Source organism: Collinsella sp. OM04-5 (assembly GCF_003439125.1).
In the GTDB taxonomy this organism is placed as follows: Bacteria; Actinomycetota; Coriobacteriia; order Coriobacteriales; family Coriobacteriaceae; genus Collinsella.
The window spans coordinates 76,185-91,745 of sequence record NZ_QSUU01000012.1 but is presented as its reverse complement, the minus strand read 5'-3'; the positions used below and the strand labels follow the sequence as shown (position 1 = coordinate 91,745).

At 60.6% G+C, this 15,561-nt stretch carries 11 protein-coding genes; 1 reads left to right on the top strand and 10 read right to left on the bottom strand.

Annotation, left to right across the window (positions count from 1 at the left end):
• Positions 1–89: 89 nt before the first annotated feature.
• The 6 genes from DXB53_RS08100 to purF all read right to left on the bottom strand — a co-directional run bounded on the left by DXB53_RS08100 (position 90) and on the right by purF (position 5,191).
• Complete coding sequence (locus tag DXB53_RS08100; protein ID WP_117584052.1) at positions 90–554, bottom strand: PTS sugar transporter subunit IIA; 465 nt, start codon at positions 552–554, stop codon at positions 90–92.
• A 65-nt stretch (positions 555–619) separates the two neighbouring features.
• On the bottom strand, positions 620–1,087 hold the full coding sequence (locus DXB53_RS08095) for a PIN domain-containing protein (protein WP_199408615.1): 468 nt from the start codon (positions 1,085–1,087) through the stop codon (positions 620–622).
• Complete coding sequence (locus tag DXB53_RS08090; protein WP_117584050.1) at positions 1,084–1,428, bottom strand: type II toxin-antitoxin system RelB/DinJ family antitoxin; 345 nt, start codon at positions 1,426–1,428, stop codon at positions 1,084–1,086. The genes DXB53_RS08095 and DXB53_RS08090 overlap by 4 nt, the downstream gene beginning before the upstream one ends.
• A gap of 143 nt (positions 1,429–1,571) precedes the next feature.
• Entirely contained in the window at positions 1,572–2,270 is a 699-nt protein-coding gene (gene purN, locus DXB53_RS08085) for a phosphoribosylglycinamide formyltransferase (protein WP_117584049.1), read from the bottom strand.
• Entirely contained in the window at positions 2,260–3,363 is a 1,104-nt protein-coding gene (gene purM / locus DXB53_RS08080) for a phosphoribosylformylglycinamidine cyclo-ligase (RefSeq protein ID WP_117584048.1), read from the bottom strand. The genes purN and purM overlap by 11 nt, the downstream gene beginning before the upstream one ends.
• A gap of 157 nt (positions 3,364–3,520) precedes the next feature.
• On the bottom strand, positions 3,521–5,191 hold the full coding sequence (purF, locus tag DXB53_RS08075) for an amidophosphoribosyltransferase (protein WP_055251559.1): 1,671 nt from the start codon (positions 5,189–5,191) through the stop codon (positions 3,521–3,523).
• Between the two features lie 287 nt (positions 5,192–5,478).
• Between purF and DXB53_RS08070 the strand changes: the two genes are divergently transcribed.
• Positions 5,479–6,708 carry a putative ABC transporter permease gene (locus tag DXB53_RS08070; RefSeq protein ID WP_117564037.1) on the top strand — a complete coding sequence of 410 codons (1,230 nt, stop codon included), beginning with the start codon at positions 5,479–5,481 and terminating at the stop codon, positions 6,706–6,708.
• A gap of 90 nt (positions 6,709–6,798) precedes the next feature.
• On the opposite strand, the gene DXB53_RS08065 is transcribed toward DXB53_RS08070, so the two are convergent.
• From DXB53_RS08065 to DXB53_RS08050, 4 genes are all read right to left on the bottom strand, one after another.
• Entirely contained in the window at positions 6,799–7,215 is a 417-nt protein-coding gene (locus DXB53_RS08065; protein ID WP_117584047.1) for a molybdenum cofactor biosynthesis protein MoaE, read from the bottom strand.
• Positions 7,216–7,282: 67 nt separating this feature from the next.
• On the bottom strand, positions 7,283–8,281 hold the full coding sequence (locus tag DXB53_RS08060; protein ID WP_117584046.1) for a class B sortase: 999 nt from the start codon (positions 8,279–8,281) through the stop codon (positions 7,283–7,285).
• A gap of 35 nt (positions 8,282–8,316) precedes the next feature.
• A complete protein-coding gene (purE, locus tag DXB53_RS08055; protein ID WP_006235810.1) occupies positions 8,317–8,781 on the bottom strand; it encodes a 5-(carboxyamino)imidazole ribonucleotide mutase in 465 nt (154 codons plus the stop codon).
• Positions 8,782–8,998: 217 nt separating this feature from the next.
• Positions 8,999–15,379, bottom strand: a complete 6,381-nt coding sequence (locus tag DXB53_RS08050; protein ID WP_158556510.1) for a discoidin domain-containing protein — start codon at positions 15,377–15,379, stop codon at positions 8,999–9,001.
• Between the last annotated feature and the right edge of the window lie 182 nt (positions 15,380–15,561).

Genomic DNA, 15,561 nt, shown 5'->3' with positions numbered 1-15,561 from the left:
GGTCTTTCATGCAGCAGGGGCTCTCAATGTTTTATGTCCTGCTCATATCGTCTCTGCCGGCAGTTAGGGACAGTCCCCAAGTGCCGGCTTTAAAAGTGGCGGCGGATGGCGTCGACCATGCCTTGGGGCGTGGTCTGGCCGAGCACATCGGCTGCGACGTCCGCGTCCATAAAGATATTCATGAGCGCTTGCAGGGCCTCGACCTGGCCGCCCGGCTCGGCGATGCCCAGATTGATGACGATCTGCGCCGGCACCGGAGCACCCATGCCAGCCATAGCGTTAAATGTCACGGACGTGGCGGGCTTTACCACCGCGATATAGGGCTTGGCCACAAACCCCGGGTCGGTGTGTGGGATGGCGATGTTGGCCGCCGGCATGGCAAGGCCCGTGGGATAGGCATCCTCGCGCGTGCGGACGGCGTCGAGCCAACCGGTGCAGATGTAGCCGCGTGGGGCAAGTTCGCCTTCGAGTCGCGCAAACACCTCGGCGGGCGTCGCGCACTCCCAATCAAAAAACACCAGCTCAGGCGTAAACAGTGCTTCGTTATCCGCCATACCGTCCTCCAAAGTTGCATGAGGGCCACAATGCTCAATATGATAGCGAAACGGGGTATGCAAGGTTAGCCGAGGATCCCGATGAGCTCGAGTGCGCGCGCGGGCGTCAAGCATACCTCGGGCATCGTCTCCAACATGCGTCGGTCGCTCGTGACTACGTAGTCAACATCCGCCGTATCGCCCGAGGCAATAATGAGATTGTCCTCGAGGTCCGGCATGCGCTTGCCAAGCATGCGCGCCATCTCGCACTCCGCCATCGAAAGCGGGGAAGCCGTTGCCACCTGCATCATATGCTCGACGCATGCCCATGCAGCCGGACCGAACGAAGCGTTAATCCCATTCACATTCCGTCGAGCTAGACGCCGAGGCAAGATATAGAACACGTCCTTTGCCGTCGTTGGCGCGTACAGAAGGTCGATCTTTCCCGCTTCGGCCAGTTCAACCAATCTTCTCACGTTGTCGAATGCGCCCTCTTGCAGGTAGTAATCAAGCCAAACATTCGTGTCCACCAAGAGCCGCTTTGCCTCAATCATCGGCAATTCGCCTCTATGTCGGCAATCATCGCGTCATACATATCATCGCGTACGGCATCCCAGTTGTCCGCCGATGATTCGCCTGGCGCAAAATCTGAGAAGCTCAACCCCAATGAGGAAAAAGCCAGACCACACCCCTGTTCGGCAAGACTCTTCGCACGGGGCGTCTCGCACTTATCCGTCACCATAAATCCCGGCAACGTTTGATGCTCGGCAAGATAGGTCCAAAGCGCACGAATGGCGTCACTCGGCCCCAGCCCATTACGAGTCAGGACCGCATCGCCACCGGCCTTGAGCATAGGGTCGATTCGTGTGTTGAGCTGCACCGTTGCTGTACCCATAGCGGCTCCTCTCTACTTGCTAGCAGTATAGCAAACAGAGTAGACCACACAAAAGGGCCCCGCCCGCGCACGGACAGGGCCCTATCAGATTTTCTAGATCGCTTACGTCCCAAAGAACGCTCAATGAGCCCTCTTACACACGACTAGCGTGCCGGATCAATTGCGACCTTGCCGCTCTCTAGCACGTGGACGCGACCGTCGGCGAGCATCTGCACGACCTCGGGATACAGCACATGCTCGATCGCATGGATGTGCTCCTCGAGCATGTCGACATCCCAGCCTTCCTCGACAGCCAGCGCGCGCTGGGCGATGATGGGGCCGTTGTCGTAGATCTCGTTGGCAAAGTGCACGGTCACACCGGTCACCTTAACGCCGCGGACAAAGGCATCGTCGATCGCATGCGCGCCGGTAAAGCTCGGCAGCAGCGCCGGATGCAAATTAACCACGCGGTTGGGAAACGCCGCCAGCAGAGGCGTGCGCACCATGCGCATGTAGCCGGCCATGACCACATATTCGCAGCCGCGCTCGAGCAGCTCGTGCGCGATGATCTCGTCGGCGGCAATAGGGTCGGCATAGACATCCTTGGAGAGCGTCAGCGTCTGGATACCTGCACGCTCGGCGCGTTGCAAGCCCTTGGCCGAAGGACGGCTCGAGACCACCAGCTCGATCGAAGCATTGAGTTTGCCGGCGGCGATCAGGTCAATCAGCGCCTGCAGGTTGGTGCCAGAGCCGCTGATGAGCACACCGATCTTAAGCGGCTCGGCCGTATCGGTGCCGGTCGGACGGGTATAGGGCACAAAGTCCAGGCCCTCGGCGGCAGCCATCTGCTCGTTAGCGCTCATCGGAGTACACGACCTCACCGGAGCCCTCGACGCACTCGCCCACGCGGAACGGTTTCTCGCCCAGCGCGACCAGAGCCTCGGTCACGGCAGCCTCGTCCTCGGGGGCGACGATCAGGCACAGGCCGACGCCCATGTTGAAGGTCTTGCAAGCCTCGTTGGGCGCAAGCTCGGCCTGGCGCGACACGTAGGTAATGACGGGCGGAACGTCCCAGCCCATCTCGGCACCGTTGCGGGTGACCACGGCGTCAACGTCGTCGGCAAGCGCGCGGTTGAGGTTCTCGGTAATACCGCCGCCGGTGATGTGGGCGATAGCATGCACGTTGGCGCCGCCGCGCAGCAGCTCAAGAATCGGCTTCACATAAATGCGCGTGGGAGCCAGCAGGGCGTCAGCCAGCGAAGCGCCGCCGAGCTCCTCGAGCGGACGGCTCAGCTCCTCGGCCTTAGCGGCGGCCTCGGGCGTGCCCGGCTTGATGCCGTCGACGCCGATGACCTTGCGCACGAGCGAGTAGCCGTTGGAGTGCACGCCGGTGGAAGGCAGGCCCAGGATCACATCGCCCGGGCGAACGTTCGCGGGGTCGAGCATCTTGGGACGATCGACGACGCCCACGGTAAAGCCGGCGAGGTCGTAGTCGGCCGGAGCCATAACGCCCGGGTGCTCGGCCATCTCGCCGCCCACGAGCGCGCAACCCGCGAGCTTGCAGCCGTCGGCCACGCCCTTGATGATCTTTGCCATGTGCTCGGCCTCGATGTGACCGATGGCAACGTAATCCAGGAAGAACAGCGGCTCGGCGCCCGAAGCCAGAATATCGTTGACGCACATAGCGACCAGGTCCTGGCCCACCGTCTCGTGACGGTCCATGATCTGGGCGAGCACGAGCTTGGTGCCCACGCCGTCGGTACCGCTGATCAGGATCGGGTCTTCCATATCCTTAAGCGCGGCGGCCGAGAACAGGCCACCAAAGCCACCGATGCCGCCGATAACCTCGGGGCGATTGGTGTCCTTGACCATTTGCTTAATCGCGTCGACGGCGCGGCCGCCCTCGGCGGTATCGACGCCGGCGTCCTCGTACGTCACATGCTTGCTGTCGCTCATCTGAGCCTTCCTCTCCCACTACCGTCGCGCCGCGCGGGCGCCAAACGGTGCTCATAATTGCGTTCATTTCGGCGTGTGCCATAACAGCACCCGCCGTCATATCAACAAAACAGCAGGTAAAACCTACCAAAATATACCTGTCCCCATATGGCAGGTTTTAGGCCTCGCCGTGCTCCTCTTCCCAGCTGCGGTCGTCGTATTTCTCGACCACGGCGTCGTCGTCAAAGTACAGCGGCTTGTCCAGGTTGCGGGGCTTAAAGCCCTCCATAAACTTGTCGCGGCCAAAGCTCTCGGGAATCGCCACGGGATAGCGGCCGGTAAAGCACGCGTCGCAGTAGCCGCCCTTGGGCATGACCTTAAGCAGGCCCTCGACCGAAAGAAAGGCCAACGAATCGGCGCCGATATACTCGCAAATCTCGTCGACCGTCTTGTTGGCGCTGATAAGCTGCGACTGCACGTCGGTATCGATACCGTAGAAGCACGGCCAAATGACCTCGGGCGAGTTGATGCGGATGTGAATCTCCTTGGCGCCGGCGTTGCGCAGCATCTTGACGAGCTGCACCATGGTGGTGCCGCGCACGATGGAGTCGTCGATGACGACCAGGCGCTTGCCCTCGATATTGTCGCGCAGCGGGTTGAGTTTCATACGCACGCCCATGGCGCGCAACTCCTGCGTAGGCTCGATAAACGTACGGCCCACGTAGCGGTTCTTGATAAGGCCCTCGCCAAAGGGAATACCGCTCTCGTGCGAATACCCCTCCGCGGGCGGCAGGCCGGAGTCGGGCACGCCGATGACCAGGTCGGCCTCGACGGGCTCCTCATGTGCCAGCTGACGACCCATGTCGTAACGGCAGGCATAGACGCTCTTGCCGTTCATGATGGAGTCGGGGCGGGCAAAGTAGACCTGCTCAAAGATGCAGTTGGCGGGCTCTTCGGCTGCAGGCACGCCCTGCTCGGATACCAGACCCTCGGCGCTGATGCGCAAGATCTCGCCGGGACGGACGTCACGGACGTACTCGGCACCCACGATGTCGAGTGCGCAGGTCTCGGAAGCAACGACCCAGCCGCCGGCGCGCGTGACACGGACGGCGGAGTCGACCGTCGCGGCGCCGTCCTGCGACGGCAGCTGCGAAACGGCTGCGGCATCGGCCTGGTCCAGACCCTCGTCCACCAGCTTGCCCAGCACGAGCGGGCGAATGCCGTGTGGATCGCGGAATGCGTAGAGCGCTTGCTCGTTGATGAGCGTCATGGCGTAGCCGCCGCGCACGAGCTCCATGGTCTTGCGAATGCCCTCGCGCAGATGGCCTGTACGCTGGGTAAAGTAGCCGATGAGTTTGGTCGCGACCTCGGAATCCGAGTTGGAGAGGAATGGCACGCCCAGCTCGATCAGCTGGCGGCGCAGCTCGTCGGTGTTGACGAGGGTGCCGTTGTGAGCAAGCGCGATAATGACGCTGTTGATGGTAGAAAGATGCGGCTGAGAGGCTTCCCAGCTCTTGGCACCGGCGGTGCCATAGCGCACGTGGCCCACGGCCAGCTGGCCGGAGAGCGTCGACAGGTCGGCGTTGGAGAACACGCGATCGAGCAGCCCCAGGTCTTTGCGGACCATAACCGTGCCGCCGTCACCCACGGCGATTCCCGCCGATTCCTGGCCACGGTGCTGCAGTGCACGCAGGCCAAAGTACGTCAGTCGAGCCACGTCGCGATCGGGCGCCCATACGCCGAAAATGCCACATTCCTCATGCAGCTGGTCGGAGTCCGGATCATACGTCGACATGGTGTTCACCTGTCCCGCGGCACGCTCGGCCGCGCGGATGGTTTCTTGAGACATGGTATCCCCTCAGAGCCTCGTATTTTTGGCGTTACCTGCCCTATTATACGCACGGCAAGACAAGCACTCCCGCGCATGAACAGCGCTTTTTAAAAGCCCACCGAGCTAATAATCAGTTTTGTTGCCAAACATTTTATCGGTCTGTCCAGTGCAAGCGCCCGCGCCCCCCAGATGGCCGCCGCGTCCGCCGTTGGGGATTACAAAGTTGCAATTGGGACGTTCGTCCTGTCTTTTGGCAGGTCGGCGGCGTATCCTTGTAACCTACAACAAAGCGAGAAAGGTTCTGTATGGATCGAAACGAACTCGACCCCAGCGTCCCCAGCGCCACGGAGGTCAAGAAGATCCCCCTCATCATTAAGGTGTACGCCGTCCTGTGCATCCTTTCCGGCGTGGGCACGCTCCCGTCGGTCGCTGCCTTTATGTGGCAGGTCATCACGGCACTTGTTAACGGCAACGCCACCGAAAAGCTCGGCGACAACACGCTCGTCGCAGTCGGCCTTATCGTCGCCGGCATCATGCTCTCTGCGGCAAGTGCCGTCATCCTAATCATCTTTGGCCTGGACCTTATCAAAAACCAGCGCCGCAACGCCGCCCGCCTGTCCTACATCCTTATTGCATTCACCGTCGTCGAGCTTTTGGTCGACGTGATGCTCCAGGGCATCGGGCCCTTCCTGCTGCGTCCCGCGATCCAGCTCGGCATCCTCGTTGCACTTTCGGCAACCGTCGACCCCACGCTTCGTCAGGAGCGCGAACTGCAGCGCCGCCTGCAGGAGATGCTCGACCGCGACGCCGCCGCCGAGGGCATGCTCGGCCGCGATGAAACCGGCGAGGGCTACATCAAGCTCAACTACTTCAACCTGTTCTGGGTGTTCTTTGTCTGCTGCATACTCGGCCTGATCGCCGAGGACATCTGGCACATGACAGTCGACGACCCGGGCGTCTATCAGAACCGCGCCGGCATGCTGTTTGGCCCCTTCAGCCCCATCTACGGATTTGGCGCCGTGCTCATGACCATGGTGCTTAACCGCTTCTACAAAAAGAACCCCATCATCATTTTCCTGGTGAGCGCCCTGCTCGGCGCCAGCTTTGAGGTGTTCGTGGGCTGGTTTATGCAGACCGCGTTTGGCGTGGTCTCGTGGAGCTACTCGCACATAACGCTGTTCGGTTTGCCCGATCCGCTCGTGGTCCTCACGGGCGGACGCACCTGCACGGGCTTCGCCTGCCTGTGGGGCCTGGGCGGCCTCATCTGGATCAAGCTGCTGCTGCCGAGGCTGCTTAAGCTTATCAACAAGATCCCCTGGAAGAGCCGCTACTCGGCCACCGTCATCTTTACCGTTATCATGCTGGTCGACGGCGTCATGACGCTGCAGTCGCTCGACTACTGGTACCAGCGCGTTAACGGCACGGAGCCGGACATTCCCGTCGCACAGTTCTACGGAGAGCACTTCGATAACGAGTACATGGAAAACCGCTTCCAGAGCATGACCATGAGCCCCAAGGATGCGACGCGCGTATAGCGCTCACCGCGCCCAAAACGCAAAATGCCCGCCGGTATCACATGTACCGGTGGGCATTTTTATAAACGATCCTTCTATCGACGCAATCCTCTATGCCTCGCGCTCGACCTCACTCACGCATTCGTTCTTGATGGTGCCAACGAGCGCCTGCAGTGCATCGACCACGTGTGGGCGAATGTCCCCGCCGATAAGCACGAGCATGATGTCGTCACCTACGGTAAGCTCGCCGCTTGCCAGCCACACGCGCACATAGCCGATACCCGGCATCGCGCGCGTGGCCTCGATAGCAGACCGTACCTTTTCGGCGTCGTAGTCAAAGACCATGCCGCCCACCCTGTGGCCTGGCGCCACGCCATCGGTCTCGACTCCGCGCACCTCGGCCTTGGGCGTCGCGCGCACCACACCGTTATGCGTCAGATACATCCCACAGCCTGCCGCCGAAGCATCGGCCTTGGCCTCGCGCAGCCAAGCATCAATCGAAGGCATCAATTTGCCACTCTCGAGCATCATTTCTCCCTTACCGTCGTCGAGTAGCCAATTTGGGACGGGGCCTTTTTAGCTACTCTCGAACAACTTATTCCTCGACCGGCGTGAGCACCATGACGGCGCGTGTGTTGCTCAGCGACAGCGAACGACAGGTCACGAGCGTTACAACCTTGGTTGCCGAAGCGGCACGATCGGTGGCATCACTCGCCACGGCAGAGGCACCGTCGAACATCTCGGACAGGTAGTTCTTGAGCCCGTCATCGCCCTCAAAATTGGGCGTGCGCGCCTTGGCATACGTGTCCTCGACAACTTTGGTCGCCAGTGGTCGCAGCTTATACGTAGCATCCCGTGTGATGTAATACACAAACTCGATGCTATCGAACGTCGCCTGATCAGTGGTGTCCGAAATCACGTTGAACATCGACCCATCGTTCATATGGTGGCCGTAGATCGTGGTCTGCTGGTCGACCATTCCCGGCGCGGTGTCATCGCTATCCAGGAAAATAGCACCGGACGCGTTAGCCGTTCCGTCGAACAGCGTGTTGAGGTATTTGGAGTTGTTGTTGGTCTGCACCACGGGATAGTTGATGTTGGTTCCCGGCACGTAAATCCAACCCACAATCTCGGGGTTCGTCTGAGCAAGCGCATCAAAGTCGATAATCGGCACGCCGCTGGCGTCCTTATCGCTTACATATTGCTTCTCGATTTTCTGATACGAATCGCTCGCCTGCTTATAGCCAATCTGGGCATTAATAAAGATAGCGGCGGCGGCGACAATCAGGCCGATACCGATGATGATGAGCAGGATAGGAATGATGGAGCGGCGCTTCTTACGCGGCGGCTCGGTGCAATCCGACGGCGCGGCATGCGATGAAGACCGGGGCGGCTTCTTAGCGGAGCTATAAGACGAAGGACGATATGCGGCCGGCGCGTCCTGTCGACGATGCGTCGCCGGTGTCACGGGGCGCGGCGCGCGCGGCTGCTGAGGAGAGGATGTCCGACCCTGCTGTGCCGCACGGGCAGCACCCGGCTTCGACGGATCGGGAATCTGAGAAGCCTTGAATCGTTTTCCCTGATAATCGGACATGGCTCTCCTTATACTGCGGTGAAACGGCGGAACGCTTAGGCGTCAGCCATCTCCTGCTTCATCTTCTCGATAACCTTGCGGTACTCGGGGTCGCAAGCACCCAGAATCTGTGTGGCATAGATGGCGGCGTTCTTGGCGCCGTTGATGGCAACGCAGGCCACGGGCACGCCCGAAGGCATCTGCACCATCGACAGCAGCGAATCCATGCCGCCCAGGTCACTCGTCTTCATAGGCACGCCGATAACCGGCAGCGGCGTAAAGGCAGCCACGACACCACCCAAGTGGGCGGCCTTGCCGGCAGCGGCGATAATCACTTTGATACCGCGATCGGCGGCAGTCGAAGCCCACTCGTGGACCTTCGCCGGTGTGCGGTGTGCGCTCGCAATGACAAGCTCATAGGGCACGCCCAGCGCCTCGAGCTCGGCGGTGCAACCTTCCATAACGCCCAGATCGGACTTGGAACCCATGATGATCCCGACAACCGGCTTTTGATCTGCCATAAACAAAGACCTCCTGTTGAGAGCGGCGACGCGGCGGATCCGCGACCCTTAACTGCAAATAAATCAAGTATAGCCGCCGATGCTGATGTGTTCGGCGGGAGACGGAACGCTTTGCGAGATTAGGGCCGAAGGGTCGGAGCTTTCTGCCTACATTCAAAAAGCGTGCCCACCGTCCTTGGGTGGGGCGGCGGGCACGCTTGCTTAGCTGTTGCTGGGGCTACTTAGCCTTGCTGCGACGATGGAAGAAAGCGCCGATCGCGGCGATGATGGCGCCAAGACCACCGACGGTCGCGACGGTCGCCGCCGTCTGGTCTCCGGTATTGGGAATCGCCGAACCGTTCTTCTTGCTGCCCTGGGCCTTGTCGCCTGCGGGCTTGCCCGCCTGGTTGCCGCCGTTCGAGCCATTGCCGGAACCCTGGTTGCCCGAGCCGCCCTGGTTGCCGGAATCGGCATCCTTGAGGCTCTCAATGGCCAGCTTGAGCTGGCCATAGGCCGCCTGGATCTGGGTGTCGGAAGCATCCTCATCACCCAAGACGTCCTCGGCGTAGGTAATGGCATCCGTCAGGGCCTTGACAGACTCGGCCGTCTTGCCCCTGGTGTCAGTCTCCTTCGCCTGCTTGACCAGAGCCTTGAGCTGCTTCTTAGTCGGATTCTCGACCGGGGCCACCGGGGTCTTCTCGAGCGCGCCGCGGGCGCTCTCGAGCGCCCTGAGCGCCTGGTCGACCTCGTCCTGCGTGGCGTTCTCGTCACTCAAGATGGCGCGGGCGCTCGCCAGGGCGTTCTCGAGCGCCGTCCAGGAGGCCTCGGTGTAGTCACCGGCCTTGAGGTCGCCGGCAGCAACCTCGGCATCAACCTTTTCGATCGCGGTAGCGAGATCATCCTTCGCCACCGGATCGGGGACGGCCGTACCGTAGAACTTGAGCTCCGCCATGCTGCAGTAGGCATCAACGTCGCCACCGCCGGCGTGAATCACCTTGACGGTCACGTAGCGACCGCGCGCGGCGCCAAAGCTCATCTGCTTCCAGTCGCCACGGTCGGTGAGCACGCGGCCGTCGTTGTCGAAGGCGAACGTACCCATCGACGCGGCGGTGCCCATCTCATAACCGTCGGCAGTGTCGGAGACCAGTATCTCGGCCTCGAAGATATCGCCGTTAGTGCCGCCGTCCTGGCGCGGCAGGAATGTAACGTCGGTGAGATCGTAGTCGCGGCCCAGGTCGACACTCAGATACTGGGGCATACCGGTCCCATGGGCCCAGTCGCTGTGCCAAAGCGTCCGCTCGTCGCCGTCGAGAGCGTTGACGGCGTTGCTGCCCTCGTAGTCGGCCTCACTCGAGAAGTCGGCCACCTTGACGTTCTTGCGGTTCTCGGGCGTGTTGATGAGGATCTTCTCATCGACAGGGCGCATCTTGAGGCCGTCGATTGCCTTCTCGATCTTGGCAGTGGCGTCTGCGACATCCTTCTTGCTATAGCTGCCCTGGCCGCTGTCGAGGAGCTTCCGAGCCGCCTCGACCGCAGTGGTGAGAGCTGCATAGGAATCCTTGGTGTAGACGGACTCGCTGTAGCCCGCGGCCTTGGAAAGCGCTGCCACGAGCGCAGAGGTATCGACACCAGCCTTGACCTCGACCTCATAGGATGCGGTCTTGGAGGGGTCGAGTACCGACGCCACCGTGATCTTTGCCTTGCCGGCCTTGTTGGCACGCAGGTAGTAGCTCACGCTATCGCCAGCCTGAACAGCGGAGACGCTTACCACAGAGGGGTCGGAGCTCTCGACCGTCACATAGGGGTAGCCAGCGCTCTCAGGCGTAGCCTTGGCGTCGACGGGCGTAATGTCGCCTTCAAAGAACTCGGTCTGGTTCTTGCCTAGCTCGACACCCTCGATGGCCTCGACACCCTGCGTGTAGTTGAAGTTGACCTCACGCAGTGTGAGCATCTGGTCACCCGATGCCTCAAGCGGCGTGACCTCGACCTTGGTCGCCTTCTTGCCCTTGTTCTCGGCAGAGAGGTCAAAGGCGTAGCGAGCCAGGAAGGAATCGTACTCCCCGCCCGCGAACTCTTGGATCGAGCCATCCTCGAACGTCACGACGGCCTTGATCTTCTGTACGGTTCCGTTGCCGCCGTTGCGGTTAACGACCTCGACGCTATCGAGTTTCGACGGCGTCTTAAATGCGAATGTCATCGTGGTGGGAAGCTTCACGTAACTCGGTAGCTTACCCTCGCTGTCCCAGTTGCCACTCCAGTTCCACAGGAACTCAAAGCCGTTGTCGCCCTCGTTATTATCGAACAGCGCGTTATAGCTCTTCTGCTGGATAAGTTTCTCGACGTTGGTCCCGTCGTCGGTCGTGAGCTCATCGTTGGTCATCGTGATGTTGAAGGCATCCTGGGCGTACTCGGCGACCGTTGGCTGAGGAACGTCCGGCATCGTCACCGTGCCGTCGCTCGCAAACTCAAGTGCGTCGCATGCCGGGCCGATAAGCCAAGATGTCGAGGGCAGTTCGACCTTTCCGGCGGTCTTGGCCTTGAGCTTGAAACTCGCCACCGCGCCAGTACCGTTGTAGAGCTTGCCATCGCCGCGGTTGGCAAAGGCGAGATTGATAGTCTGCGTTCCGTCCACGAACTGGACCTTCTCGCGAGACAGGTTCTCCATGCCGGCAGTCGAGCCGTCCTGCGCGATGCTCTCGGACACAAACTCGAACTGGTCGCTCTTGAAGTTGACGAGGGCGCCCAGGGCGTTGACGTTCTTGGCGTCGGCCGCATAGACATCAACGGTGATCTCATCACCGGCCTCGACCTCGGTCTTGCTCGGAATCACCGCGAGCGAACCTGCGACCTTGCCCTTTTGTTTAGTGCCGCCGTCAAGACCCGCCATGGTGAACGAGTAATCGTAGACGTCGTAAACGCCGTTATCGTTGAGGTCGGCGAAGTGGTCGCGGATCTGCGAACCGAACGTCGGGGTATCGGGCTCGCGATTCTCGAGGCCCAGATAGTTCTTCATGTTGGAGTAGTCTCCGTCGGAGATCGTGGCCTTGTTGAGGTTGGAGCCCACGGCGAAGCCATCCGTGCCGTCGGTCTTGTAGATGGCAATCTCGGACGCGGAGAAGAAATTGCCGACCGAGGCGAGCGGTGTCATGCGCACGTAACGGGCGGCCACGGTGCCGTCAAACGCTACCGTCTTACAATCAGCGGAACGTGCCCAATCGACCTCCTGGCTCGTCCAGTGGACGCCATCGAGACTCGTCTCAACACGCATCTTGGTCACGGTGCCGTTGCCGGCGTCATCGCGCGGATAGTACTCGAGCTTATCGAGCTTGTAAGCGCGTCCATAGTCAACGGTAAGCGCCTTGCCCAGATCGTTGCCACCGGAGTGGAAACCGCCGTCGCCCGACTGGAACTCATGGTCGAAGGCGAGCTCGGCCTTATGGCTGCCGTAAAGTGAGCCCTCCCAGGTGATTTCCTCGGCGTCGGGGACGTTCCGCCACGGATCGAGTGCGGAGTTCGCCTCGAGCACATCGCTCCAGGCGGAGTAACCTTCGGCGTTGCGCGAACGAATCTGGTAGGTGTGCTTGCTATTGTAGGCGAGGTCGGTGTGCGTGAACTCGGCCGCATCACCCACGGCAAACACAGTGCCGTCGACCTTAAGGTCGTAGGAGGTAGCACCATCGACCTTTCCCCAGGTGAGCTTGATGCTCGTTGGGGTCGTGGCGTCCTCGGGGGCAGCAAGGTTCGTGGGTGCGGAGAGGTTCTCGTTGAGGCGATCGGCTGTGAGCGTGGCGTCGGCGTTCACGAAACCGCCCAGCTCAAGCGTCTGCGCCGCTGCAGCAACATCGGTCTTCGCGAACTTGACGTAGACCTTGGGGTTCGTGGTGATCTTGGTGTTGTTGAAGCTCTCGCCCTGCTCGGCCTCGGTGCCGTCCGCATCGCTGCCGTAGTGGTTGAGGTTGGGGGTCTCGCTGTAGAAGTAGACCGCCTGGCCGGCCTCGGGGGTCGCGGCGTCAAAGGTCTCCTGCGAGTCGACCTCAACCACGTTGAGTGCGGATCCGCCGTTCTTGGCGACAACGCTCGTGGGCTTGGCGGACACATTGGCCACGAAGGTCGTGGTGCGGTTGGAGTCGTAGCCGTTGTAGCCGCCCTGCGAGGCCTCGGCGGTAAAGGTCGCGGTGCCGCCTGCGGCCTTGGAGCTGTAGACGGTGCTCACATGCTCACCGTAGGAGATATTGTCGATCGTGCCGTAGGAATCGTCCTCAGTCGTGTTGTTCTCGATGGAGGAGCCGTCGTCCTCGTACTGCGTAAAGGTGCCGTCGCCCTCGGTGGCGAAGAACTCGACGATACGCTGGCTGCGGTCGGTACCCTTGGTGTTGGTGTCGCTCACGGCCTCGGGGTTGTTGTTCTCGGCGTACATCGGCACGATAGCGTTGGCCTTCACAAACAGCGGCAGCTTCCAAAGCGGAGCCTCGTAGTTGTTGAGAACCTGGCCGCCGCGATACTGCTTACCCGAGAAGTAATCGATCCAGATGGTGGGATTCTCGTCGGTGCCGTAGTTGGGGAGGTAAATCCCATTGCGAATGTCGTTGCCGTTCTCGTCTGCCTGGGTATCCTGATACACCGGTGCCACTAGGAAGTTCTCACCGAACATATACTGGTACTGCGTCGAAGTGCTTGCGGCGTACTCGGAGTTGTCGGAAAGCAGCATGGCGCGGATCATGGGCAGGCCGGCATCGCCGTTACCCGTGTCGATGTTGGCCGCCGAGGCCGCGCTCGTGTAGATATAGGGCATGAGCTGCGCCTTGAGCTTGAGGTAGAAGCGCGAGATGCCTGTGTAGGGATCGCCGTGCGTCATGGGCGATTTACGGTAGGTGCCCCAACCGTCCATGTCAAGCATAGAGGGCGTGAACGTCTTCCACTGGTAGTCACGCGCAGAGATGATGGGGTCGCCGCCAAAGATGCCATCCATGTCGGAGCCGATGTTGGGGTTGCCCGAAAGACTCTGACCGATATACGTGGGGATATGGAAGCGAATGTACTCCCAGTTACCGCCATACTGGTCGCCGGTCCAAATGCCACCAAAGCGCTGCGTGCCGGCCCAACCATCGAGCGTGATGATGTTGGGGCGCTTGTTAGCGCCGGTCGTCACCGTGTCATAAGCTGTCTTGATGCCATTAAGACCAAAGGAGTAGCCAGATCCAACCCAGGCAACGTCGGTCTTAAGGGTAGTGATGCCTCCCGTCTTGACCTCGGCGTCGAAGTCGCGAAGCAGATGCCACGGGGTCTCAGGGTTGCTGTCGGGCTCAAGGTTGGACTGGGTCCACAAGCCCGTGCTCACACCCTTGGAGTTGGCATACTCGGTGAACTTCTTAAGGTTGTCGACATTGGCACGCACAGCGTTAAGACGGTCGGCCGAGCTCGCTCCGTCGGAGTTGACGCCGCCGGTCTTGTAGTAACCGTTCTGGCCATAGCCGGCGCCGTAACCGTCGTTCGGCAGGAACCAGCCGAGCGGCATGTCGTTGTCCTCGTAGTCATCGATAACCTGACGAGCAGAGAACTGGCGGTCGAAATCGGTCGCTTTCATGTTCTCGGTATCAACCGTAGGGCCCTCACCGTTGAGCGTCTCGGCCGCAAGTGTGCCGTCGAGCTTGTAGCCCGTCGACATGCCAGACTCGTACTTAACGTCGCCCTTCTCGCTCGAGGACTTGCTGCCCTTGGTCTCCCACTTCTTTTGACCCGAGGTCGTTGACCAGCCATCACGGTTATAGGCATTAAGATGACCAAGGTAGAACCCGTACTCGGGCAGCAGTACCGGGTTACCGGTCACCTTGTAGTAGTCCTGCAGCATCTCGGTTGCCACGTTCGAAGCGCCCTCGTTGGTCGCCACGAAGTAGTAGGCATCAAACTCATTCTCGCTGTGCAAAGTCGTGACCGTCGATGAGTCCGTGGAACCGAAGTCGTAGGAACCCTCTGCAAACGTGTTTCGGAGTACGCCGTAGCCGTCACTCGTCCAATAAAACGGGTTGGGCGAGGCAACGCCGCCATCGGTCCAGTTGTTCGTGTTGGAGATGGCGATGGTCTGGTTGGTGTGCAGGAAGCGTCCGTTCTGGGTGCCGCCGCCAAAGAAGTTCTCGGACTTCTCCTTGGCGAGCGTCTGGACGGTACCCTTCTTATCAAGGTCGAGGGACGCGGACTCGGAAACCACGACACGGTCGCCTGACTTGATACTCATCTTGCCGGTCGCCTTGTCCAGGATCACGGTCGCCTTTCCGCCGGTGATCTCGATAGTGTCGCCCTTGTCGGCAACCGTCGCACTCGGCTTGCTGTAGGTGTCCGAGGTATCGGGCTGAGCCTGGATTTTAGCCGTGTGGGACTTACTGCGCGGTGTGGCGTAATCGGAAAACTCACCCTTGGGGTCGACGTTATAACGGAAAATACCGTCCTCGAGGAACGTAATACGGCCCTTGATGCCGTCAGCGAAATCGATGTCGACGACATTCGAGGCAGACTGGGACACGGTCGCTGAGTCGACGCCCTTGAGTGGCGTGGCAATCGCCTGTTGGGGGTTGGCAAACACGAGCGTCGCTGCAGTGGCAACGAGGACCGCGCTTCCCTTCACCCACCGTTTCGTAAAAATGGAATTCCTGCGCACCTGGTCTCCTTTCTTCCGAGATGCTGAGGTGCCGAGGACGCCCCCCGGCAGCATGGGAAAACGTATCAAACGGGGATGTTCGGTACATTCCGCACAATGGGGCCACCCGTTACCAAGGGGCCAACTGGTAGTAACCAGATAGCCACCTA

Excerpts from the sequence above, each read along its gene's own strand:
- purE (WP_006235810.1), bottom strand. The coding sequence starts at position 8,781 with ATGGCAGATCAAAAGCCGGTTGTCGGGATCATCATGGGTTCCAAGTCC.
- DXB53_RS08090 (WP_117584050.1), bottom strand. The coding sequence starts at position 1,428 with ATGGGTACAGCAACGGTGCAGCTCAACACACGAATCGACCCTATGCTC.
- DXB53_RS08100 (WP_117584052.1), bottom strand. The coding sequence starts at position 554 with ATGGCGGATAACGAAGCACTGTTTACGCCTGAGCTGGTGTTTTTTGAT.
- DXB53_RS08095 (WP_199408615.1), bottom strand. The coding sequence starts at position 1,087 with ATGATTGAGGCAAAGCGGCTCTTGGTGGACACGAATGTTTGGCTTGAT.
- DXB53_RS08060 (WP_117584046.1), bottom strand. The coding sequence starts at position 8,281 with ATGTCCGATTATCAGGGAAAACGATTCAAGGCTTCTCAGATTCCCGAT.
- purM (WP_117584048.1), bottom strand. The coding sequence starts at position 3,363 with ATGAGCGACAGCAAGCATGTGACGTACGAGGACGCCGGCGTCGATACC.
- DXB53_RS08070 (WP_117564037.1), top strand. The coding sequence starts at position 5,479 with ATGGATCGAAACGAACTCGACCCCAGCGTCCCCAGCGCCACGGAGGTC.
- DXB53_RS08065 (WP_117584047.1), bottom strand. The coding sequence starts at position 7,215 with ATGCTCGAGAGTGGCAAATTGATGCCTTCGATTGATGCTTGGCTGCGC.
- purF (WP_055251559.1), bottom strand. The coding sequence starts at position 5,191 with ATGTCTCAAGAAACCATCCGCGCGGCCGAGCGTGCCGCGGGACAGGTG.
- purN (WP_117584049.1), bottom strand. The coding sequence starts at position 2,270 with ATGAGCGCTAACGAGCAGATGGCTGCCGCCGAGGGCCTGGACTTTGTG.